Origin of the sequence: Methylophaga sp. OBS4, assembly GCF_026319305.1 — a bacterium.
In the GTDB taxonomy this organism is placed as follows: Bacteria; Pseudomonadota; Gammaproteobacteria; order Nitrosococcales; family Methylophagaceae; genus Methylophaga.
In genome coordinates, this window is sequence record NZ_JAPDMV010000018.1 from 1 (window position 1) to 21,361 (window position 21,361).

Below are 21,361 nucleotides of genomic sequence, written 5' to 3' on the forward strand. Positions count from 1 at the left end.
CGGCATTGATGGAACCTATCATTATGGTTTTCCTCGGTGGTATTGTCGGTACGCTGGTTATCGCGATGTATCTGCCCATCTTTAAACTGGGTGCAGCCATCTAGGGCCTGCTAACACTAATTGCATTGTCACTGTTGTGACTAAAATTTTGCCAATTGAGGCATGAGGAGTGCGGTTTGTTTATTCCAAATAAGCGACGAATAACGAAAAGTGGCGGAATTTTAGCCGCAACCCGAAGGGCTGGGGCCTTTTTTACCCCCAGCGGCGTTGTCAGTCGTTCATGTAGAACCACTAGATTTCACTCCTTCCGCCGTGCTGGGAGCAAAAATGGCTTCCAGTAGCGATGATAATGCAATTAGTGTTAGCAGGCCCTAGATGGCTGCACCCAGTTTAAAGATGGGCAGATACATCGCGATAACCAGCGTACCGACAATACCACCGAGGAAAACCATAATGATAGGTTCCATCAATGCCGTCATATTATCCACGGCATCATCGACTTCACGCTCAAAGAAGTCTGCCACTTTAGCCAACATCGCATCCAGTGAACCGGACTCTTCACCGATGGCGACCATCTGAATTACCATGTTTGGAAACAGTTCGGTTTCCAGCATGGCTTTATTTAATTGCGTACCGGTGGAGACTTCATCACGCATCTCCAGAGTGGCGTCACCATATACGATATTACCGGTTGCGCCTGCAACAGACGTCATGGCTTCGACCATCGGTACACCGGCTTTAAACATGGTAGAAAAGGTGCGTGAGAAGCGGGCAATGGCTGCTTTGGTCATGACCACACCGATAACGGGCATTTTTAACAGCAATCTATCCAGAAAGTGCTGCAGTTTTCTGGAACGTTTTTTCGCTGCCATAAAACCAACAACCGTGCCAATAATGATTCCAAATATCAGCCACCAATATTGCTGGAAGACCTCGGAAACGCGAATCACCAGTTTCGTCAGGCCGGGCAGATCGGCCCCAAAGCCTGTAAACAATGACTGGAATTGAGGAATAACAAAAATCATCAAAATGGCAGTGACCAGGAATGCGACCACAATGATGGCGGTCGGATAAACCAGGGCTTTCTTGATTTTGGCTTTCAGGGCTTCGGTTTTTTCCTGATAATTGGCGATTTCGTGCAATAAGGTCTCGAGTGTACCGGACTGCTCACCGGCATTGACCAGATTGATGTAGAGATCATCAAAATGCAAAGGGAATTTGGACAGCGACTCGGCCAGGCTGGTGCCCGATTCAACATCTGATTTAATGGCCAGTATCATTTCCTGCATACTGGCATTTTCATGACCTTCACCGATGATTTGCATCGATTGCATAAGTGGCACGCCCGAAGACATCATCGTGGCTAACATGCGACTGAATACGGCAATGTCCGCCGGTTTGATCGGCGGTTTGCGAGGCTTGAACAGGTCTTTTGGTTTCTTTTTTACCTTGAGCGGAGCAACACCTTGGCGACGCAGTTCGGCACGAACCTGATTAACATTTTCGCCACTCAGCCGCCCTTTAACACGTCGGCCCTGCTTGTTGGTTCCCTGCCATAGATATATGTCAGGGACTTTGACTTTTTTTGCTTTGCGCGCTTGTGCTTGTGCCACAGGCTACTCCTTGATCACACGGTTGATTTCTTCAAGGCTGGTCAATCCGGCAGCCACTTTTTTCAGTCCTGATGCACGTAAATCATCAATGCCTTCTTTTGCTGCCTGATCGGCCAGTTGAATGGAGTTGCCTCCCTCCATAATAATACGGCCCATAGCATCGGATACTGGCATAACCTGATAAATACCGATACGGCCTTTATAACCTTCCGTGCAATTATCACAGCCGACAGCTTTATAAACGGTCACGCCGTTGTCGATTTGTTCCTGAGTAAATCCTTCATTCAGCAAGGTCTCGTTTGGAAGAGTCTCCGGTGCTTTACATTTGTTGCATAAACGTCTGGCCAGACGCTGAGCGATGATTAACGTAACAGCGGATGCAATATTAAAAGCAGGTACACCCATATTGGCAAGACGGGTCAGGGTTTGCGGCGCATCGTTGGTATGCAGGGTAGAGAAAACCATATGACCGGTTTGAGCGGCTTTGATGGCAATCTCGGCCGTTTCCAGATCACGAATCTCACCGACCATGATGACGTCTGGATCCTGGCGCAGGAAAGCGCGCAGTGCCTCTGAGAAGGTGAGGCCTATTGCAGGGTGCACATTGACCTGATTGACGCCGGGCAGACTGATTTCAGCCGGATCTTCCGCCGTGGAAATGTTGCGATCACCGGTGTTGAGAATATTGAGGGCAGTGTAAAGAGATACGGTTTTACCACTACCGGTAGGGCCGGTTACCAGCACCATGCCGTAGGGTTTGTGCATGGTTTCCATAAAGATCTGTTTCTGATCTTCTTCATAACCGAGTGCGTCGATGCCCAACTGGGCGCTGGTGGGGTCGAGAATACGCAAAACAATTTTTTCGCCAAATAAAGTCGGGCAGCTGTTAACACGAAAATCAATGGCTTTTGTTTTGGACAATTTCATGCGCATACGCCCGTCCTGGGGTACCCGCCGTTCAGCAATATTCAGGCGCGACAGAACTTTCAGGCGGGCTGCAATACGGCCGCCCAGGGCTACCGGCGCTGTTTTAGCTTCATGCAGAATACCGTCGATACGCATACGCACGCGGTATTTTTTCTCATACGGTTCGAAATGAATGTCCGAGGCACCGGCTTTGATGGCGTTAGTCAGAATGCCGTTGATAAACCTGACGACGGGGGTGTCATCAATATTGGCCTCGGTGATATCTTCAGCTTTGTTTGAGTCGTCCGGACCCAGATCGAGATCATCGAGATCGGCATCCCCGAAGCTGTCCAGCTGTTCGGCGGTTTTATCCAGCGCTTTTTCGATACAAGCTGAAAGTCTTTGCTCATCCACCAGAATAGGATAAGTATTCATCGCCGTATTGAACTGGAATTCGTCCAATGCCTGCAGGTTGGTGGGGTCAGATACGGCGATGTAGAGACGTTTGCCGCGCTTGAACAATGGCAAGGCATTGTGCTGGCGAATCATTTTTTCCTGAATCAGGCTGGTGGCCGCCATATCCAGGTTCATCGAGTCAATATCAAACAGGGGAACCCCGAATTCCTGCGAAGCAATAGCGGCGATATCCTGGCTGCCCAGAATTTTGTGGTTAACCAGGTAGGTGACAAAAGGTTGTTTGGCTTCTTTTGCGGCGGTCTGAGCAGATTGAGCCTGCTCTTCATTCAATAACCCCTCATTGACGAGACGTCGTGCCAAACCGCTGAGTCTGATAGATGTTGCCATATTTGCCATGACTAATTGCGATTCCTCAACATAAGCTTAAGCTCATAAATGCTAATAGTATGTAAGTTGCGCTAGAAATTCTAGTTTCAGATGTTAATAGCCTGTGTATGATTTCGCGATAAATCGCAGCGGAAATACATTTTCCGCAGAGTAAGGCAGGCTGTTTCGTTACCCTTGATAAGAGGCGTTAGCCACAGTAGGTATTCTGCCTGAACCATTTTCTGGCAGCAACGCGGTTAGCGGGAGAATATCATCAGCCTCTTAGGCGGGTAAGCCTGTTCCCGTATATACTGCCGGTTAAAAATCATTGGGGAAAACAAAAAATGCAAAAAATAACTCGCTGGAACACGCTGGCGCTGTTGATTTGTGCACTGCTGATGCTCAGTGCCTGTGGTCAAAAGGGTGACCTTTATCTACCTGAAGGACAATTTAATTCAGTAGAGGCAAGGTAAACAGATGGATTATTTTGAGTATCAGGCAGGGGTGCTTTATGCGGAAAATGTGCCTACGGCCAACATCGCTGAGCAGTTCGGTACGCCTACCTATGTCTATTCCCGCGCGACGCTGGAACGTCACTGGCGTGCTTTTGACAACGCTTTTTCCGGACAGCCTCACCTGGTGTGTTATGCGGTCAAAGCCAACTCCAACCTGGCGGTGCTGAATGTGCTTGCGCGCTTGGGGTCGGGCTTTGATATTGTTTCAGCCGGTGAATTAGCCCGGGTTCTGGCTGCGGGAGGGGATGCCGGACGTACCGTCTTTTCCGGTGTCGGCAAAACTGGCGCAGAGATTGAGTATGCACTTAACCAGGGGATTCGCTGCTTTAATGTGGAATCAATTCCCGAACTGAGCCGTATCAATGCTGTGGCAGCCTCGTTAAACATGATTGCGCCCATCTCAATTCGAGTGAATCCGGATGTTGACGCGCAGACCCACCCTTATATTTCTACCGGTCTTAAAGAAAATAAATTTGGTATTGCAATCGAGGATGCCCGGCAGGTTTATCAATCTGCGCAAAATATGTCTCATCTGCAGCTAGTCGGCGTGGACTGTCATATCGGTTCGCAATTGACTTCGGTGTCTCCGTTTGTCGATGCATTGTCACGGGTGTTGGAGTTGATAGACCAACTGCAACAAGATGGCATTGTGGTCAAACATCTGGATATAGGCGGGGGACTGGGGATTCATTATCGTGATGAGATCCCGCCTACTCCTGCCGAGTATGCAGCGGCGCTGCGTGAGCTATTAACGGGCAGAGACCTGGAAATTCTGCTGGAACCGGGCCGGGCGATTGCTGGCAATGCCGGAATTTTATTGACCAGAGTTGAGTACATCAAACCGACAGAAGCCAAACAATTTGCTATTGTTGACGCAGCGATGAATGACTTGCTCAGACCTGCGCTCTATCAGTCCTGGCAGGATATTCAGCCGGTGATAAGCAATTCTGATGCAGAAAAAGTCACATATGATATTGTGGGACCTATCTGTGAAACAGGTGATTTTCTGGGTAAAGATCGAGAACTGGCAATAAAAACCGGTGATTTGTTAGCGATTCGTTCAGCCGGCGCTTATGGCTTTACCATGAGTTCCAATTACAATTCCCGTCCCCGTGCCGCGGAAGTGATGGTGGATGGTGATGAAATGCATCTGGTGCGTGAGCGTGAAACGGTCGCTTCGCTTTTCGCCGGTGAACATATTTTGCAGGCATAGATATGTTGAAATTCAGCAAAATGCACGGCCTTGGCAATGACTTTATTGTCATTGACGCCATTAACCAGGAAGTGAATCTGAGCAACGAGCAGATTCGTTTTCTGGCTGACCGACGCTTCGGTGTCGGTTGTGATCAGCTTTTGCTGGTGGAGGCGCCACAATCCGCGGATGCCGACTTTCGTTATCGTATATTTAATGCCGATGGCGGCGAAGTGGCACAATGCGGTAACGGTGCGCGTTGTTTTGCCCGTTTTGTCCGAGACAAGGGGCTGACCGATAAAGACACCATAGCGGTGGAAACGGTATCGGGTCTGATATACCCCACCCTGCAGGCGGATGGCTCGGTGACAGTAGACATGGGAAAACCCGTATTTGAGCCTGCCGATATTCCCTTTGTGGCAGAAGAACTGGCCACTACTTACATGCTGGCTATTCCAGAGCATGGCAAAGTGGAGATCACGGCTTTGTCGATGGGTAATCCCCATGCCGTGATGCTGGTGGATAATATCGATACGGCACCAGTTGCCGAAATCGGACCATTGGTTGAAGTGCATGAACGTTTCCCTGAGCGCGTCAATGCCGGCTTTATGCAGCTGGTCAGTTCAGAAGTTATCAAGCTCAGAGTTTATGAAAGAGGTGCCGGCGAGACTTCTGCTTGTGGAACGGGGGCCTGTGCCGCCGTGGTGAGCGGTATTAGACGTGGATTGCTGGCTAACAATGTGACAGTCAGTCTGCCCGGCGGTGAATTGCAAATCAGCTGGCCGGAAGACGATGCCTCTGTGTGGATGACCGGGCCGGCTGAACATGTGTTTGATGGAGAAATTGCGTGGGCGACACTAAACCAAATGTAACCACCACTGATATTGAAGCCTACCTGCAGCAGCATCCGGATTTTTTTCTGCAAAACCCGCAGCTACTGGAATCGTTGGAGCTGAATAGCTCTCCCGAGGGGACTATTTCCCTGGCACAAAAACAGCTGCAGCGCTTGCAAGACAAAAATAAACAGCTGAACGAACAGCTGCACGCCTTGCTTGACAACGCCCACAGCAACACACAGCTTCAGCAGCGGGTTCATGCACTTTGTCTCAATCTGCTCGATGCCCCCGATCTGGCCAGTTTGATCAAGACGCTAGTCACCGAACTCAAACATGAATTTGCGGCTGATGATGTGGCATTAAGATTATTTTACAGTGCAGACAAGGAGCTGACGCTGCCGGAGCTGGCTGCCAATGTCTCCCAGCTGCACGCCGACGATAAAAGTTTGCGCAGTTTCGACAATCTTTTCAGCAAACAGAAACCGGTCTGCGGCCGCCTTACCAAAACACAAAAACAATTATTGTTCCCCGAGCAGGCTGCGGCAATACAATCGGTAGCATGTTTGCCTTTGGGCCATGAGCCCTGTGCCGGATTACTGGCGATTGGCAGCCACGATGCCAACCGTTTTCATGCCGATATGGGCACTGACTACCTTAGTTTCCTGGGTGAGGTGTTTATGCGAATTGTCAGAGAATTTTGTCACGCCCATCATGACTAGTTACGCATCAATGTATGAGTGAACTGCCGGAAGACATTAGCGCGTTTCTGCAATATCTGGCCGGTGAGCGTCGTCTTTCCGCCCATACCGTCAATAATTACCGTCGGGATCTGGAACAACTCAATGATTTTTGTCGTCAGCAGGAACTGAACGGCTGGCAGCAAATCAAGACCAGCCACCTTCGTCAATTTATCGCCTTACTGCACCGGCAGGGGCTTTCCGGCCGAACCATTCAGCGCATGTTGTCGGCGGTGCGCAGTTTTTATCGTTTTCTTATCTGTGAAGGGCTCGTCGAGAATAACCCAGCGCAGGCCGTGCAAGCACCTAAAGCGGAAAAACGGCTGCCCTCCACCCTGGATGTCGATCAGATGAATGCGTTACTGGAGCGCACTCAAGCAGATACTTTTGTGGCCTGTCGTGATCGGGCGATTATGGAATTGTTTTATTCCTCCGGCCTGCGTCTTGCCGAGCTGGCTGCTTTGAATATCCGGGATATCGACTTTGGCGATTATCTGGTTTATGTGACCGGTAAAGGCAATAAAAGCCGAGTCTGCCCGGTTGGCAGTCAGGCGATAAAAGCTTTGCAAAACTGGCTGGAAAAACGTGACCAAACGGGTTTTTTCGACCAGCCGGCTTTGTTTATTACCCAACAAGGCAGACGTCTGGGCGTGCGCTCGATACAGAAACGACTCAGTTTCTGGGGCAAAAAACAGGGTATTTCTGACCATGTGCACCCACACCGGCTGCGCCATGCTTTTGCTTCGCATATGCTCGAAGCCAGCGGCGATTTGAGGGCGGTGCAGGAATTACTGGGCCATGCCGATATTGCCACTACCCAGATCTACACCCATGTTGACTTTCAGCACCTGGCGAAAGTCTACGATGCCGCCCATCCGCGGGCTAAGAAACGATCAGATTCTTAAACTCTGATTTACAGTCATTACTGGCCCGCAGGCCGCGGCAATCTACAGCACTGATGATTTCGCCTTGGTGGCGAGTTCATTTATTTTGCGTGCCCAAAATAAACGAACCAAACAAAAGGGCAGCCCGATGCTTGCCCTTCGGGTTCCCTGCGCTTCTCAATCAGTTTGGAACACGACGAAAACTCGCTGCACTCAAACACTCGCCGTGTTTAATCCAAACTGATTTGCGATGCTCGGCTGCGCAAAAGGGCATATTGGGTACATAAATATCTGCTGTTTCAGATCTCAAAAATTCCCCTGTTGCGCTGATGAGTAGCGGCTTTTTGTCAGGATACATGGGCGTGCAATTTCTAACTCGCCGTCTAAGCGAAATAGATGCCATGATTGAGCAAACGCATCCACAATGACAGCTCAATAGAGAAAATAGGGAAGATTTGTTATGAAAACCTACTTTATCGACTTAGCTGAGGCAATGCCTACACCTGACTTGTCAGATTGGTGAACTCACAATTCTATTTGGTCGGCTAGAACATATGGTATTGCTGGCAATAAAGAGGACAAGAAACCTCCCTCTAAGCGAGATTCAAGAACGCTATAGAAATCATTCATTAGGTGTTAAGCTGAATGGATTATCAGCATGTCGTAAAGCAGGTGAGCATTGTCGCAATTATGATTCTGAACCCGGTCTAAGAGAGTTGGTAAAAGGTGGTGAAGCTCTTGAGAAACTTTGTGACAGAATAGAAGAGCTTACTATGCGCAGAAATAGTCTCTTGCACGGACTGATAACAAAAGTCAAAGAGGAGTCTACATCTGTAGTCATTAATCAAAGTCTTAAGAAAACTTTCGAGCTGACCGAGAAAGTTCTAATGGACATCAAGGATGATGTGATCCAGGCAATAGAAGATTTGAATGAGCTAATTCCCGTTCCTGGTGTAATTGCTTGTTATGCTTCAGGTCCAGACCTAGATTTGCATTACGATGAGTTAGCCTTAAACACAGAAGATCCTCTTGTAAGTCTTGTGGAGAACCTCCGAAACAATTGACACTGGATAATGCTAGTGGGCTTGTTCCCAATTATCCCCAACACCAATCCCCACCTCTAACGGCACTCTCAAGTCCGCTGCACCATCCATAAACTTCTCAATGGTGGTTTTGGCCATATCCAACTGATCTTTGGGCACTTCAAACACAAGTTCATCGTGCACCTGCATGATCATGCGAATGCCGTTATCCGTTTGGCATAACCAGTGGTGGATATTGATCATGGCCTTTTTGATAATGTCGGCGGCACTGCCCTGCATGGGCGCATTAATCGCCGTACGCTCAGCATATTGCCGGCGCATGCCGTTGCTGGAATTGATTTCCGGCAGGTAAAGGCGGCGGCCGAAAATCGTTTCAACATAACCTTGCCGTTTGGCTTGTTCACGCGTGTTATCCATATATTTGCGTACGCCCGGATATCGTTCAAAATAGGTTTGCATATATTCGGCCGCCTGATGGCGTTCGATACCGAGCTGTTTCGACAGCCCATGTGCGGACATACCGTAGATTAGCCCGAAATTAATTGCTTTGGCACTGCGGCGCTGATCACTGCTGACTTCATCCAATGCGATATTGAAAATTTCCGAGGCGGTATGGCGGTGAATATCCTCGCCTTTGGCAAACGCCTGTAACAGACTTTCATCACCGGACAGGTGCGCCATGATGCGTAACTCAATTTGAGAGTAGTCAGCGGCCAGCAGGATATAACCGTCGCTGGCGACAAACGCCTCGCGGATGCGGCGGCCGTTTTCGCTGCGAATCGGGATATTCTGCAGGTTCGGATCCGATGACGATAAACGCCCGGTGGCGGTCACGGCCTGATGATAAGAAGTATGTACTCGCCCCGTGGTTTTGTTGACCTGTAGCGGCAATTTGTCGGTATAGGTCGATTTGAGCTTACTTAAGCCCCGATACTGCATAATGATCTGCGGTAACTCATAACCGTCATCGGCCAGTGCCTGCAATACCTCTTCCGCTGTAGATGGCTGGCCTTTCGGGGTTTTTTTCTTTACCGGCAGTTGCTGTTTGTCGTACAGGATTTCCTGCAATTGTTTGGGAGAGCCCAGGTTAAATTTTTGGCCTGCCGCTTCATGGGCCTGTTTTTCCAGTTCTTCAATTTGCCGCGCCATATTGTCGCTTTGCTGTTGCAGCATCCAGATATCGATATTGACGCCATTGCGTTCCAGCGTATTGAGTACCGGCAATAAAGGCATTTCCAGCTCTGTGTAGACTTTGACCAGAGAAGGAATAGCCTGGATTTTCGGCCACAATACATGGTGCAGTTGCAACGTGATATCGGCATCTTCAGCCGCATAAGGGGATGCTTCTTCAATACCGATTTGATTGAAGGTCAGCTGCTTTTTGCCTTTGCCGGCAACATCTTCGAAATGAATCGTGTCGCGGTCTAGGTATTTTTTTGCCAGCGAGTCCATATCATGACGGGTGGCGGTGCTGTCGAGTACATAGGATTCGAGCATGGTGTCATGGGCAATGCCTTGCAGATCAATGCCGTGGTTCAGTAATACGTGGCGATCATATTTGAGATTCTGGCCGACTTTGAGTTTTTGCGGATCTTCGAGCAACGGTTTCAGATCCTGCATGACCTTGTCGAATTCCAGCTGTTCAGGGGCGCCCGGATAATCATGAGCCAGCGGCAGATAGGCTGCCTCTCCGGCCTTAATGGCAAACGATACACCGACAATACGTGCCTCCAGATAGTCGAGGCTGGTGGTTTCCGTATCAAAGGCAAATAACTCGGCTTGGTTCAACCGTTGCAGCCAGTCCTGCCACTGCTTGTCAGTCAGGATGGTTTGATAGTTTTGTTCGGTTGTGGTGGCATTTGAGTTGTGCACGGCTGATGCTGCGGTGACGGTCACCGGATTGGAGCCGGATTCCAGCTCAGCCGTCCAGGTTCTGAACTCAAACCGTTTGAACAGCGAGAGTAAGGTTGCTGTATCTTGTGGCTGCATATGCAGACTGACGGGGCTGCAGTCCAATTCAACATCAAGCTTGATCGTCGCGAGCTGATAGGACAACGGCAGATCTTCACAGGCTTTACGCAGATTTTCGCCCAGCTTGCCTTTGACTTCATCAGCGTGTTTGATCACCTCTTCCATCGTTTGATATTGCTGCAATAGTTTGGTGGCGGTTTTAGGACCGACATTAGGCACACCCGGAATGTTATCGACTTTATCGCCCATCAAAGCCAGATAATCGATAACCTGATTCGGACTGATACCGTATTTTTCTTTAACGGCGTCGATGTCCGTGATGGTGTTGCTCATCGTGTTGATCAGCGTCACATGCTCGTTGACCAGCTGCGCCATATCTTTGTCGCCGGTGGAAATGACCGTTTCAATGCCGGCTTCAGTTGCCTGGCGGGCCAAAGTGCCAATCACATCGTCGGCTTCGACGCCATCAATCATCAGTAGCGGCAATCCCATTGCTTTGACAATTTCGTGAATAGGCTCGACTTGCTCGCGCAGATCATCCGGCATCGGTGGCCGGTGCGCTTTGTATTCGCTGTATATATCGTCACGAAATGTTTTGCCTTTGGCATCGAAGACCACGGCGATATGTTCCGGCTGATAATCGCGCAATAATTTACGCAACATATTAATCACACCATAGATGGTGCCGGTAGCTTCGCCTGCGGAATTAGTGAGCGACGGCATGGCGTGGTAAGCGCGATACAGATAAGAAGAACCATCGACCAGAATAAAAGGGGCAGTTTGAGTCATAAGCGTTGTTGATTACCAGTTCAGTGAGCGACAGACTGCTTTTCTCATGGCAGCGGAAATGCTATCTTTGTGTTAAATGACACGGAGCATTCACATGTTTAACAAAATCGCTATTGTATGCGCAGTTGCGGTATTAATGACAGCCAATGTTTGGGCGGCTGATGAAGAATCGATAATGGAAAAGCCACCGGTGATTCCAGAGCCTTTACAGAGTGGTGAGAGCATTGAGCCTGACATTACTATCATTCAAAAAGAAGATCGCACTATCGAAGAATACCGTGTCAGTGGTCAGCTCTATATGATCAAGGTCACGCCATCAGTTGGTAGACCTTATTACCTGATGGATACGGACGGTGACGGATCGCTTGAGTCCAGACAATTCGAGCTGGATTCCGGTTTACTGATACCCAACTGGATCCTGCTGGAGTGGTAAGCAGCACCATAATCTGAGCAGTTTTAATGTCGGTTTACACTGAAGTCGGGCGCGACGATCTGATCGCGTTTCTGGGTGATTATGCGGTTGGCGATCTGGTCTCTTATGAAGGGATCAGCGACGGTATCGAAAACACCAATTATTTTGTCTCCACTACTGAAGATCAGTTCGTGCTCACGCTGTTTGAGCAGCATGATTTCGGTGAGTTGGCCTATTTTCTTGAGGTGATGACCTTTTTTTACCAGCATGGTATTCCTTCCGCACACCCGGCGGCTGATCGGCAGGGGCATTATCTGAAAAAACTGTGTGATCGCCCGGCGGCATTGGTGCTGCGGTTGTCCGGACGTGGTGTCGCCACAGTGGCAACAGCTGAACAATGTGCTGAAATCGGCCATATCCTGGGTGAAATGCATCTGGCAGGTCAAGAATTCCAGTCGCGCCGTCAAAACGAGCGTGGCCCGCAATGGCGTCAGGACACCGCTCATGCCCTGCTTCCTCATCTGGATGCGGATAGTGCTGCTATATTACGAAACGAGCTGGCTTTCCAGGCCGGTTATGCCGATCTGGATTTACCCTGGGGCGTGACCCATTCAGACCTGTTCCGTGATAACGCTTTGTTTGAGGGTAATGAACTCAAGGGCATTATTGATTTTTATTATGCCTGTGATGAGTACCTGCTGTATGACTTGGCGGTGGTGGTCAATGACTGGTGTGTTGATGACCATGGCCTGCCGGAGCAAACCCGTTATCAGGCGCTGATGCGAGGTTATCTCAGCAAACGCCAACTTACCGAAGCCGAGCAGGCAAACTGGAATCTGCTGTTGCGTGCGGCCGCGTTGCGCTTCTGGCTGTCACGGTTACAGGACCAGTTATTTCCGCGTGAAGGCGAGCTGACTCAAATTAAGAACCCGGGTGCCTTTCTCAAAATTTTGCAACAACATCGTGACCATCCACTGAGTCTGGACTTCGCCTGAGCTCATGCGCGTTTTAATTATCAAACTGACCTCGATGGGCGACTTGATGCACGCTTTGCCGGCGCTGACTGATGCGGCTGCGGTTTTTCCTGATATCCGCTTCGATTGGGTAGTGGATAAAGCTTTTGCGGCTGTGCCCAAATGGCACCCGAAAGTAGATAAAGTGATCACGACGTCTCATCGCAGTTGGCGCAAGCAATGGTTAACCAGCTTTAGAAGCGGCGAAGTGGGGCAATTCTACAAGGCTTTGAATGCCGATGATTACGATGTTGTCGTCGATATGCAGAATAATCTGAAAAGCGCTTTTGTCAGTGTGCTCAGAAAAGGCCCGGTTTATGGCCTGGATAAATTCAGCTGCCGGGAAAAACCGGCGCACTGGGCTTACCGTCATACGATTAACGTTAATCCCAATCAGCATGCCGTAGAGCGCATGCGGCAAATCCTGGCTTCCGCGCTGGGTTATGCGGTGCCTGATACTGAGGCTGATTATGGTGTTGAGCTGAAACACTGTCAGTTGCCCGAACTCGACTTCACGCTTCCGGAGCGTTATCTGATGCTGGTGCATAATGCCAGCTGGCTGACCAAATTATGGCCGGTCCAACATTGGCAGACATTGATCTTGAAAGCCGCAGCACAGGGATACGGTCTGCTGTTACCCAGTGGTAATGACGAGGAGTATCAGCGCGCACGCCAGATAGCTTCGGTATCTGATAAGGCGCATGCTTTACCCAGATTGCCGCTCGATAATGTGCTGGCCTTGATGCAGGGCGCGCAAGCCGCAGTGTGCAGTGATACGGGCCTGGCGCATATGGCAGCCATGATCGGCAAGCCGGCAATGACGCTTTACGGCTCGACGGATACCCACCTTATTGGCACGGCAGGAACCCATCAGCAGCACCTTATCACCGGCATGACCTGTTCACCTTGTTATAAACGGCAATGTCCTCTGCCTGAGGCCGTTGCCGGGGCGCCGGTATGTATGGCTGAGATGGACGTAGAGCAGGTCTGGCATAGACTGCAAGCTGTTTTACAAGCACAATAACGTTTTGCTTTATTACTGCAGCGACTGACTTACAGCTATGAAACACACATTTCCGGAATTCCATCAGGCCAGAGTGGCCGTTGTCGGCGACTTGATGCTGGATCGGTTCTACTTCGGCAAAGCCAGCCGTATTTCGCCGGAAGCCCCGGTGCCGGTGGTCAATGTAGAAAGACTGGAAGATGTGCCCGGCGGGGCCGGGAATGTGGCGATGAATATTGCTTCACTGGGGGCAAGCTGTGATGTTAGTGGCGTTACCGGACAGGACGAAGCAGCTGATATGCTCAGACAGCGGCTGAATTCGGTGGGCGTTAATTGCTTGTTTCACCAGAGCAGCCAGGCAGGCACCATTATCAAGTCCCGCATTGTGAGTAGTCATCAGCAGCTGTTAAGACTGGATTTTGAAACCTTTTTTGCCGGTGAAGTCGCGAAAGAGCTGCATCAGCTGGCGGAAAAGGTATTCGATCAGGCTCAGGTCATGGTGCTGTCGGACTATAACAAAGGTACCTTGGCTGATCCGCAGTTCTGGATCCAGGCAGCAAAACAGAAAAACATTCAGGTGCTGGTAGATCCGAAAGGTAATGACTTCAGTAAATATCGCGGCGCGGATCTGATTACCCCCAATATGAGCGAGTTTGAAGCCGTGGCCGGTACAGTGGAATCTGAAGCCGATTTGATAAGCAAGGCGCAGACGCTGATCAAACAGCTCGATATTAAGGCCATTCTGATTACCCGCAGTGAACATGGCATGTCGCTGATTCATGCCGACGAAACGGAATTCCATCTGCCGGCCATCGCCAAAGAAGTGGCGGATGTGACAGGGGCCGGCGACACCGTGATTTCGACGCTGGCAGCGGCGCTGGCGGCAGGAGAGAGCCTGGAAAACGCGGTCACTTTGGCCAATGTGGCTGCCAGTATCGTGGTCAGTAAACTGGGTACTTCGACGGTCAGCGGGCCTGAGTTACAGGCCGAATATCAGCGACACCAGGGCATTTATAATACCGATCACAGCATCGGTGGCGCGGTCACCATTGAGCAGCTCAAGATCGCCGTTGATCAGGCCAAAAAACGCGGTGAGAAGATCGTGTTTACCAATGGTTGCTTCGATATTTTGCATGCGGGCCATGTCAGTTATCTGCAGCAGGCCAGGGAGCTGGGCGATCGGCTGATAGTCGCTATCAACACCGATGAGTCGGTCACCAAGCTTAAAGGGGAAGGCCGTCCGATCAACACGGCGGAACGTCGTTTAACCGTGTTGGCCGGACTGTCGGCAGTAGATTGGGTCACTTGTTTCCCTGGTGATACGCCGGAACAATTACTGCGCCTGATTCAACCCGATATCCTGGTCAAGGGCGGCGATTACGATAAAAAAGGCGTGGTTGGCTGGGAAATTGTTGAAGGCTATGGCGGTGAAGTCAAAGTGATGGGGCTGACCGAAAACTGCTCGACTACCGCGATCGTGAACAAGATTAATCAGAAAAATTAACCTCAGAGACACGTGAAATCTGGTTCCCATGCTCTTGCGTGGGAACCCCGTGGCATTTCCCAGCACATGTTCGTTCCCACGGGAGACCGTGGGAACGAGATGATGGCATGCGCATGGACTCGTATCAGCTCCCAAATACCAATGCGCCCAGAATCAAAAGCAAGAAACCGCCTCCAACGATCCAAAAAATTACTGTCGCCACTTTGTTTCCGATCGAAACAACCCTACTTGCATCAATGTCGTCAGCAGATTCCACCCTGAGGACAATTTGCCCAGCTCTTACACGAATATAAATCCAGATCAAGCAAAGCATAATCAAACCGGGAGAAATCACTGTGCCAAGCATTGCTCCCATTGATACGCTGTTGTTGAATTGTTGCACGCCATCGGTTGCCACCTGGGCGGGTATGTTCGAAAAGTGGCTTATAACGAGACCAAGAAGCAGCACGTTTAAGGCCACAATAGACGCAATTCCCCATCGTATTGGGTGTACTTTTTCACGCTTAGATAAACGCCGTACCACCACTTCCGCCAATATTCCGAATAGAAAGAAGCCGATGTTTAAACTGTAAAGCAAGATGCTGCTTGCCTCCGAGCTGCTACTCATAAAACTCTCCCCTTTAATCTCCTATCAAGTCTGTACCTGTCACATGTGCTCATCGGGAAGTCTGTTGCCCGAGTTCTTGCGCGAGCCCGATGAGAATTCCTTCAGGGCCCCGGATATAGCAGAGCCGATACGTGTCTTCGTATTGAACCACTTCGCCGACGAGCTCCGCGCCGCGTTTGCCGAGTCGGGCGAGCGTATCGTCGATATCCTCCACGGTGAACATGATGCGTAGGTAGCCGAGAGCGTTCACCGGGGCACTGCGGTGATCGGCGACTACAGGCGGTGCGAGGAATCGGGACATCTCGAGCCGGCTGTGACCGTCTGGTGTACGCATCATGGCAATTTCTACGCGCATGTCCCGCAATCCAGTGACGCCATCTGCCCAGTCTCCTTCGATTGGGGCGCGACCCTCGAGCTCGAGGCCAAGTTCGGTGAAGAACTCAATGGCGGCATCGATGTCTTCCACCACGATGCCGACGTTGTCCATACGTTTGACCGTCATGATGTCTCCTTGGTGTCTAACAGTCTGTTAATGAAGTCTTCGACCTCATAATATTTATTAACGTGAATGGATCATAATTATTTATCAAACTTGTACAGCCATAATAAGTTATTGAAAACTAGATTTTTATTAAAAGCTAACTTGAGCCAATATAAATAATCGTGAATGATTCACGATTATTTTTTGCCTGATCCGAGTGGAGTGAGATGGTGATGTTAGTCGAGCGCCCATGTCTTTATCCATCTTGAATGAAGGCTTCGCGTTTAAACCGATTTAGCCTGAAATCACAAAGTCTTTTATTTTCAGACTATTTCTGGAATTTCAATTTAAGGTCATCGCCGTGCCCTCTGTGTTTAATTCTTTTTAATTGCCTGTATGGCCTTTGCCACATTATCCGCCAGATGCATCGGATTAATGGTTCCAATAATCACACTGGTCACGGCCGGTTCGGCAAAAATAAAGTCGAAATTGGCCTGCACGATATCGGTTTGTGTCTGAACCTGATCCGGATCTTGGGCCAGATGGCCGCTGCCCAGGGCTTTTTTGATAAAAATGCCTTTATTGTCGCGCGCGGCCTGTTCCAGCACGGCCCGTTCTTCCTGATAAAACAGGTTATGCATCACCATCACCAGATCGGACTGCTTTAAGGCCAGCAAGCCACCTGCCACCGTTTTGGTCGACATGCCCGTGGCTCTGATCAGACCGCGCTGTTTAAGGTTGTTCAAAGTATCCAAAGCACCCAGGCGCTGAATGATATCGCTGTCATTTCCATCGGAATGAATCAACACGATATCGAGCACCTCACGTTGCAACAGTCTGAGACTGTTTTCCACGCTGGCGGTTAACGATTCGGGGGTGAAATCGTAATGTGATTGGCCGCTGGCGGGATCAAAATATTCACCGGCTTTGGTGGCGATAATCCAGTCGCGGTTTTGTTGTTTCAGCAGTTGTCCCAGCCGCTGCTCACTATGGCCGTAGGCCGGCGCCGTATCAAGCAGGTTAATGCCCAGAGCCCAGGCCTGGGATAACAGATCGGCGGCTTGTTTATCGTCGGGGATTTTGAAGCCCTGGGGATATTTCACCGCTTTGTCCCGGCCCAGTTTTACGGTGCCCAGCCCCAGTGGTGATACGGCAAGGCCGGTATCGGCAATGAGGTTGCGTTGCGACAGGTAGCTCATAAAAAAGCCCGGTCCCATAATGGCTCGGCCATTTTCGGCTGTTCAAAAGGCGGATTATGATGTTCGCCAGTGGTCAAATGGCCTGCTTGCAAAGCCGTAATAACTTGATCAGCCAGGTCCGGGGCCAAGGCCAATTTGGTCGGCCAGCAAATATGCAGATTACTCTGAGTGTCGACAAAAGCGCTGTCCGGGCGAGTGAGGCTGGATTGCTTCGGTTCAGCCCGATTAACTGAATGTGTGGCCCACTCAAGATCCGGTAATTCAAACCAGGGCAGAATGGTTTGCAGTAGCTGTTTGGCTTCATTGATCAAAGTCTGCTTGGCTTTGCCGACGCCTTCTTCGGCGATATTGCCGCCGATGTACCAGACGATATTGCCGGTTTTGTCCTGATGACTGGATAGGGTCGCAATAGGCTTAGCGCCCGAACCCAGGCTGTGGGCATAAATCATCGGCAGCGGCTTATCGGCCTGCCTGCTTTTACACAGCACCATTTGTAGCGGACGTCTTTGCATTTCAGGCTGTGTCAAGCCGAGACTGTCCAATAAAGCTTCATTTCCCTCACCGGCGGCCAACACAAAATGCTGGGCCTGGATTTCATAATCTTTGCCGATAAACACGGCCCGGGTTTGATTATCCTGCTTAAGCCATTCAAGCGGTGCCTGCGCAGAAATGTGCAGCATACGTGAATGCCAGGGCGCCACCAGATTTTGCAGCAGGCTGGGCACATCCAACACCGGCTCATCCAGTTGATACAAGGTGCCTTTAAAAGCCGGATCTTCAAATAAAGCCGGACGTGCACCACTTTTGAGCGGTTGCATACGGCTGCGTAAAGCCTTACTGGCAAAAAAAGACACCAGTTTTGACGATAATTTGTCTTTTGACCACAGCAACTGGTGGTCTGCCAGTTTGTTGACCTGATGCAGATTGATCTCGCCTTCGCCATCCAGGCAGGCTTTCCAGCGGGCGGGCATGAGGCTTATCACCTGCGAGGCTTTGGACAGAATACCGTTCAAGGCATATTTGCTGCCGCCGTGAATAATGCCTTGTGAGCTTAAAGTCTGCCCCTGGCCGAGTCGGCCATTCTCCAGCAGCAGGGCGTGATAGCCCATATCGTTGAGACGGCGGTGCAGCCACAGGCCGGCAATGCCGCCGCCAAAGATCACAACGTCGGTGGTGAGGCGTTGACGGTTCATGAATCGGTTTGTTCGGCTTCGTCCAATGCTTCACACAGCCAGTGGCCAATCAGAATATGACCTTCCTGGATTCTGGCGGTTTCCCGGTCGGGCACACAAATACATTCGTCAGCTAAGGCTTTCAGCTGGCCGCCTGAGTCGCCGGTGAAAGCGCAGGTCCAGACATCATTATTCTGAGCGGTTTTAATGCCATTGATCACATTGGCACTATTGCCGGAGGTCGACAGACCAATGGCAATATCGCCGGGTTTGGCTAATGCCTGAATTTGTCGATCAAAAATGGTGTCGAAACTGAAATCATTACCGTGCGCGGTAATAATCGAGGTATCGGTGGTCAAGGCAATCGCTGCCAATGGTTTGCGCTCTTTGTGATAACGCACGACAAATTCTGCAGCCAGATGCTGGGCATCAGAAGCGCTGCCACCATTGCCGAAAAACAGGACTTTGTTGCCGTTAGCCAGGCTTTGAGCGATGCGTTTAACTAACTGAACTAGCTGAGGCTCAAGTGCAAACAAGCCCTCGATCATGGTTTGGTGGCGAATCAGCGTCGATTTGAATGACACGGCTTACCTCGGTTTAATCCAGGTGGTACTATTGCGTCTGGTTCAGAGCCAGTCAGAGTCCGCAGATAGCACTGGGATATGATAAAAATCATTATTCTAGTGCAATGCCGAGAAAGATGTTAGGGGGTGGGATATTTTTGTGCTCACCTGTGATGAAGCTGAAACATCAACCGACCCTGATACCCGCTGTGCTTTTTTCAATCCGGGATATTTGATTTCATGCATTTTGCTTTTGCCATCACTGAATATTTTCCTTACGGTGGCGCTCAACGTGATTTTTATGCCGTGGTTGCGGAAATGGCTCAGCGAGGGCACCAGATCTCGGTGATTACGCTGGGATGGCATGGTGACAAGCCAGAAAACTGGACTTTGTTTGAATTGGAAAAAAGCCAGCCCACTAATCATGGCCGGATCAAAGCCTTATCTGATTATGTGGTGTCTTTGAAGCAGCAAGGTTTGTTTGATGTGGTGGTGGGGTTTACCAAGCTGGCCGGACTAGATATTTATTTTGCTGCCGATCCCTGTTTTACGGCTAACCGATATCGAGGTTTAAGACGGTTATTACCCCGCTACCGCACTTACGCGGCTATTGAGAAGAAACTGTTTGAAAATCAGACATTGAAAGTGTTTTTCCTGACCGAACATCAACGCAATCAGTACCGGCAAAATTTTAATATTGCCGATGATAACCAGCTGTTGCTGCCGGTCTGTGTCGAACCGGCATTTCATTTCACCCCGGCCACTTTTGAGCAGGCCCGATCCTGGCGGCGGCAGGAACTGCAAGACCAACAACGGATTTTATTATTGTTTGTTGCGGCTGATTTCAATACCAAAGGCCTGGATAGGGTGATAGATGCCCTGGCGACACTGACAGAGCAGCAGCGGGCCCGGTTTGAATTATGGATCGTGGGTAATGGCAAGCAACAAAGCTATGAAAATAGACTGGCACAGCTGGCATCGGTCCGCTACCGCTTCTGGGGAGGGCAGACGGACTTGTCCCATTTTTATCTGGCTGCCGATTATCTGGTGCACCCGGCCCGCAAAGAGGCGGCCGGTATGGTGCTTGCCGAAGCGGCGGCTGCCAGACTGCCAATGTTGATCAGTGATATTTGTGGTTATGCTTTTCTTGCCGGCAACGATACGCTGTCGGCCATCATGCCTGAGAAGAATGTGATTGCCGCGCTGGGCACAAAGTTGACAACGATCGCCGGGCAGGAAAAACCTGTCGGACGAAGTGTGGTCAATCCTCAAGTTTCAGCTGCTTCCAGAGCAAAATTGTGTGCCGATCAGATTGAGAAATGGTGCCGGTCATGAAACAGACTTTATTTTTGCGTGAAGAGCTGGCATCGGCCTGGCAGGGTAAAGATGTCTTTGCGTTGCTGGCGACACAGCAAGGCGAGATCTTTCGTGATAAGGAAGGCCGCCGCACGTTGCGTTTTCAGCTTAACGGCCGTAGTTATTTTCTTAAATACCATCACGGCGTCGGCTGGGCGGAAATAGTTAAGAACCTGGTGCAGGGCCGCTTGCCGGTGATTAGTGCCAGGAATGAATGGAGGGCGATCAAAAAACTACAGCAGCATGGCATCGATACCATGCAGCTGGCGGCTTTCGGGGAGCGTGGCTGGAATCCCGCCAGACGGACTTCTTTTATCGTGACCGATGATCTGACTGATACCATGAGCCTGGAAGATCTGGGCAAACAGTGGCAGCAACCGCCCAGCTTCAAAACCAAGCAGTATTTGATTCAGCATATCGCGCGTATCAGTAAAATCATGCATGAAAGCGGCCTTAATCATCGTGATTATTATCTATGTCACTTTTTACTCGATAACAGCTTTGCACGCACCAATTTGATTGATGAAGATACCCGTTTATTTGTCATTGACCTGCACCGGGCACAGATTCGAAAAAAGGTACCGCAACGCTGGAAGGTCAAAGACCTGGGGGCTTTGCTGTTTTCAGCTCATGAAGTGCCGTTGACACAACGTGATTATTATCGCTTTATGCAAGCATATTCCGGTTTGGATTTGCGTGATTTGTTACTGACTCAGGGCGTGTTCTGGCATAAAGTGGCACAGCGGGCGAAAGCCTTGCTGGCCAAGTGGCAGAGGTAGGCG

General features: G+C 50.1%; 20 protein-coding genes. 12 read left to right on the forward strand and 8 right to left on the reverse strand.

Translation table 11 applies throughout. The features are described from left to right. Positions 1–371: 371 nt before the first annotated feature. On the reverse strand, positions 372–1,613 hold the full coding sequence (locus OMP95_RS07070) for a type II secretion system F family protein (protein WP_266327371.1): 1,242 nt from the start codon (positions 1,611–1,613) through the stop codon (positions 372–374). Between the two features lie 3 nt (positions 1,614–1,616). Beyond that, on the reverse strand, positions 1,617–3,332 hold the full coding sequence (gene pilB, locus OMP95_RS07075; RefSeq protein ID WP_266327373.1) for a type IV-A pilus assembly ATPase PilB: 1,716 nt from the start codon (positions 3,330–3,332) through the stop codon (positions 1,617–1,619). Between the two features lie 314 nt (positions 3,333–3,646). Here pilB and lptM point away from each other — a divergent pair, with 314 nt between their 5' ends. From lptM to OMP95_RS07105, 6 genes are all read left to right on the forward strand, one after another. Next, positions 3,647–3,775: an LPS translocon maturation chaperone LptM gene (lptM, locus tag OMP95_RS07080; RefSeq protein WP_266327375.1), complete on the forward strand. Its 129-nt coding sequence runs from the start codon at positions 3,647–3,649 to the stop codon at positions 3,773–3,775. Positions 3,776–3,779: 4 nt separating this feature from the next. Then, complete coding sequence (gene lysA / locus OMP95_RS07085) at positions 3,780–5,030, forward strand: diaminopimelate decarboxylase (protein WP_266327377.1); 1,251 nt, start codon at positions 3,780–3,782, stop codon at positions 5,028–5,030. A 2-nt stretch (positions 5,031–5,032) separates the two neighbouring features. Beyond that, positions 5,033–5,881: a diaminopimelate epimerase gene (gene dapF / locus OMP95_RS07090; protein WP_323135116.1), complete on the forward strand. Its 849-nt coding sequence runs from the start codon at positions 5,033–5,035 to the stop codon at positions 5,879–5,881. Then, positions 5,857–6,564, forward strand: coding sequence for a DUF484 family protein (locus tag OMP95_RS07095; protein WP_266327379.1), 708 nt, complete (start codon positions 5,857–5,859; stop codon positions 6,562–6,564). Before dapF ends, OMP95_RS07095 begins: the two co-directional genes overlap by 25 nt. Positions 6,565–6,587: 23 nt before the next feature. After that, entirely contained in the window at positions 6,588–7,487 is a 900-nt protein-coding gene (gene xerC / locus OMP95_RS07100) for a tyrosine recombinase XerC (protein WP_323135117.1), read from the forward strand. Positions 7,488–8,020: 533 nt separating this feature from the next. Next, positions 8,021–8,530, forward strand: a complete 510-nt coding sequence (locus tag OMP95_RS07105) for a hypothetical protein (RefSeq protein WP_266327383.1) — start codon at positions 8,021–8,023, stop codon at positions 8,528–8,530. Positions 8,531–8,542: 12 nt separating this feature from the next. Here the strand turns inward: OMP95_RS07105 and polA are convergent, their stop codons facing one another. Then, positions 8,543–11,269 carry a DNA polymerase I gene (gene polA, locus OMP95_RS07110; protein WP_266327385.1) on the reverse strand — a complete coding sequence of 909 codons (2,727 nt, stop codon included), beginning with the start codon at positions 11,267–11,269 and terminating at the stop codon, positions 8,543–8,545. 94 nt (positions 11,270–11,363) lie between these two features. On the opposite strand from polA, the gene OMP95_RS07115 reads away from it, so the two are divergent. From OMP95_RS07115 to hldE, 4 genes are read left to right on the forward strand one after another with little or no spacing between them, the layout of a single operon-like run. Further along, complete coding sequence (locus tag OMP95_RS07115) at positions 11,364–11,702, forward strand: DUF2782 domain-containing protein (protein ID WP_266327387.1); 339 nt, start codon at positions 11,364–11,366, stop codon at positions 11,700–11,702. A 26-nt stretch (positions 11,703–11,728) separates the two neighbouring features. Next, entirely contained in the window at positions 11,729–12,676 is a 948-nt protein-coding gene (locus OMP95_RS07120) for a homoserine kinase (protein ID WP_266327389.1), read from the forward strand. Positions 12,677–12,680: 4 nt separating this feature from the next. Beyond that, on the forward strand, positions 12,681–13,718 hold the full coding sequence (gene waaC / locus OMP95_RS07125; RefSeq protein ID WP_266327391.1) for a lipopolysaccharide heptosyltransferase I: 1,038 nt from the start codon (positions 12,681–12,683) through the stop codon (positions 13,716–13,718). 37 nt (positions 13,719–13,755) lie between these two features. Beyond that, the gene (gene hldE, locus OMP95_RS07130; protein ID WP_266327393.1) at positions 13,756–15,201 is read left to right on the forward strand and encodes a bifunctional D-glycero-beta-D-manno-heptose-7-phosphate kinase/D-glycero-beta-D-manno-heptose 1-phosphate adenylyltransferase HldE; all 1,446 of its coding nucleotides are present in this window, start codon (positions 13,756–13,758) and stop codon (positions 15,199–15,201) included. A 124-nt stretch (positions 15,202–15,325) separates the two neighbouring features. On the opposite strand, the gene OMP95_RS07135 is transcribed toward hldE, so the two are convergent. The 5 genes from OMP95_RS07135 to OMP95_RS07155 form a co-directional block, all read right to left on the reverse strand. Then, positions 15,326–15,808: a hypothetical protein gene (locus OMP95_RS07135; protein ID WP_266327395.1), complete on the reverse strand. Its 483-nt coding sequence runs from the start codon at positions 15,806–15,808 to the stop codon at positions 15,326–15,328. 49 nt (positions 15,809–15,857) lie between these two features. After that, positions 15,858–16,310, reverse strand: coding sequence for a VOC family protein (locus OMP95_RS07140; protein ID WP_266327397.1), 453 nt, complete (start codon positions 16,308–16,310; stop codon positions 15,858–15,860). A gap of 353 nt (positions 16,311–16,663) precedes the next feature. Next, positions 16,664–17,488, reverse strand: coding sequence for an aldo/keto reductase (locus OMP95_RS07145; RefSeq protein WP_266327399.1), 825 nt, complete (start codon positions 17,486–17,488; stop codon positions 16,664–16,666). After that, positions 17,485–18,681 (reverse strand): FAD-dependent oxidoreductase, encoded by a 1,197-nt coding sequence (locus tag OMP95_RS07150; RefSeq protein ID WP_266327400.1) that lies wholly within the window; start codon positions 18,679–18,681, stop codon positions 17,485–17,487. The genes OMP95_RS07145 and OMP95_RS07150 overlap by 4 nt, the downstream gene beginning before the upstream one ends. Then, the gene (locus OMP95_RS07155; protein ID WP_266327402.1) at positions 18,678–19,244 is read right to left on the reverse strand and encodes a D-sedoheptulose-7-phosphate isomerase; all 567 of its coding nucleotides are present in this window, start codon (positions 19,242–19,244) and stop codon (positions 18,678–18,680) included. Before OMP95_RS07155 ends, OMP95_RS07150 begins: the two co-directional genes overlap by 4 nt. Before the next feature lie 219 nt (positions 19,245–19,463). Here OMP95_RS07155 and OMP95_RS07160 point away from each other — a divergent pair, with 219 nt between their 5' ends. Further along, positions 19,464–20,558, forward strand: a complete 1,095-nt coding sequence (locus OMP95_RS07160; RefSeq protein ID WP_266327404.1) for a glycosyltransferase family 4 protein — start codon at positions 19,464–19,466, stop codon at positions 20,556–20,558. Continuing rightward, positions 20,555–21,358, forward strand: coding sequence for a lipopolysaccharide core heptose(I) kinase RfaP (gene rfaP / locus OMP95_RS07165; RefSeq protein WP_266327407.1), 804 nt, complete (start codon positions 20,555–20,557; stop codon positions 21,356–21,358). Before OMP95_RS07160 ends, rfaP begins: the two co-directional genes overlap by 4 nt. Positions 21,359–21,361: the final 3 nt, after the last annotated feature.

What these genes read in the sequence shown, in the direction of transcription:
- pilB (WP_266327373.1), bottom strand. Translation starts at nt 3,332, where the DNA reads ATGGCAAATATGGCAACATCTATCAGACTCAGCGGTTTGGCACGACGT.
- lptM (WP_266327375.1), top strand. Translation starts at nt 3,647, where the DNA reads ATGCAAAAAATAACTCGCTGGAACACGCTGGCGCTGTTGATTTGTGCA.
- lysA (WP_266327377.1), top strand. Translation starts at nt 3,780, where the DNA reads ATGGATTATTTTGAGTATCAGGCAGGGGTGCTTTATGCGGAAAATGTG.
- dapF (WP_323135116.1), top strand. Translation starts at nt 5,033, where the DNA reads ATGTTGAAATTCAGCAAAATGCACGGCCTTGGCAATGACTTTATTGTC.
- OMP95_RS07105 (WP_266327383.1), top strand. Translation starts at nt 8,021, where the DNA reads ATGGTATTGCTGGCAATAAAGAGGACAAGAAACCTCCCTCTAAGCGAG.
- polA (WP_266327385.1), bottom strand. Translation starts at nt 11,269, where the DNA reads ATGACTCAAACTGCCCCTTTTATTCTGGTCGATGGTTCTTCTTATCTG.
- OMP95_RS07115 (WP_266327387.1), top strand. Translation starts at nt 11,364, where the DNA reads ATGTTTAACAAAATCGCTATTGTATGCGCAGTTGCGGTATTAATGACA.
- OMP95_RS07120 (WP_266327389.1), top strand. Translation starts at nt 11,729, where the DNA reads ATGTCGGTTTACACTGAAGTCGGGCGCGACGATCTGATCGCGTTTCTG.
- waaC (WP_266327391.1), top strand. Translation starts at nt 12,681, where the DNA reads ATGCGCGTTTTAATTATCAAACTGACCTCGATGGGCGACTTGATGCAC.
- hldE (WP_266327393.1), top strand. Translation starts at nt 13,756, where the DNA reads ATGAAACACACATTTCCGGAATTCCATCAGGCCAGAGTGGCCGTTGTC.
- OMP95_RS07135 (WP_266327395.1), bottom strand. Translation starts at nt 15,808, where the DNA reads ATGAGTAGCAGCTCGGAGGCAAGCAGCATCTTGCTTTACAGTTTAAAC.
- OMP95_RS07140 (WP_266327397.1), bottom strand. Translation starts at nt 16,310, where the DNA reads ATGACGGTCAAACGTATGGACAACGTCGGCATCGTGGTGGAAGACATC.
- OMP95_RS07145 (WP_266327399.1), bottom strand. Translation starts at nt 17,488, where the DNA reads ATGAGCTACCTGTCGCAACGCAACCTCATTGCCGATACCGGCCTTGCC.
- OMP95_RS07150 (WP_266327400.1), bottom strand. Translation starts at nt 18,681, where the DNA reads ATGAACCGTCAACGCCTCACCACCGACGTTGTGATCTTTGGCGGCGGC.
- OMP95_RS07160 (WP_266327404.1), top strand. Translation starts at nt 19,464, where the DNA reads ATGCATTTTGCTTTTGCCATCACTGAATATTTTCCTTACGGTGGCGCT.
- rfaP (WP_266327407.1), top strand. Translation starts at nt 20,555, where the DNA reads ATGAAACAGACTTTATTTTTGCGTGAAGAGCTGGCATCGGCCTGGCAG.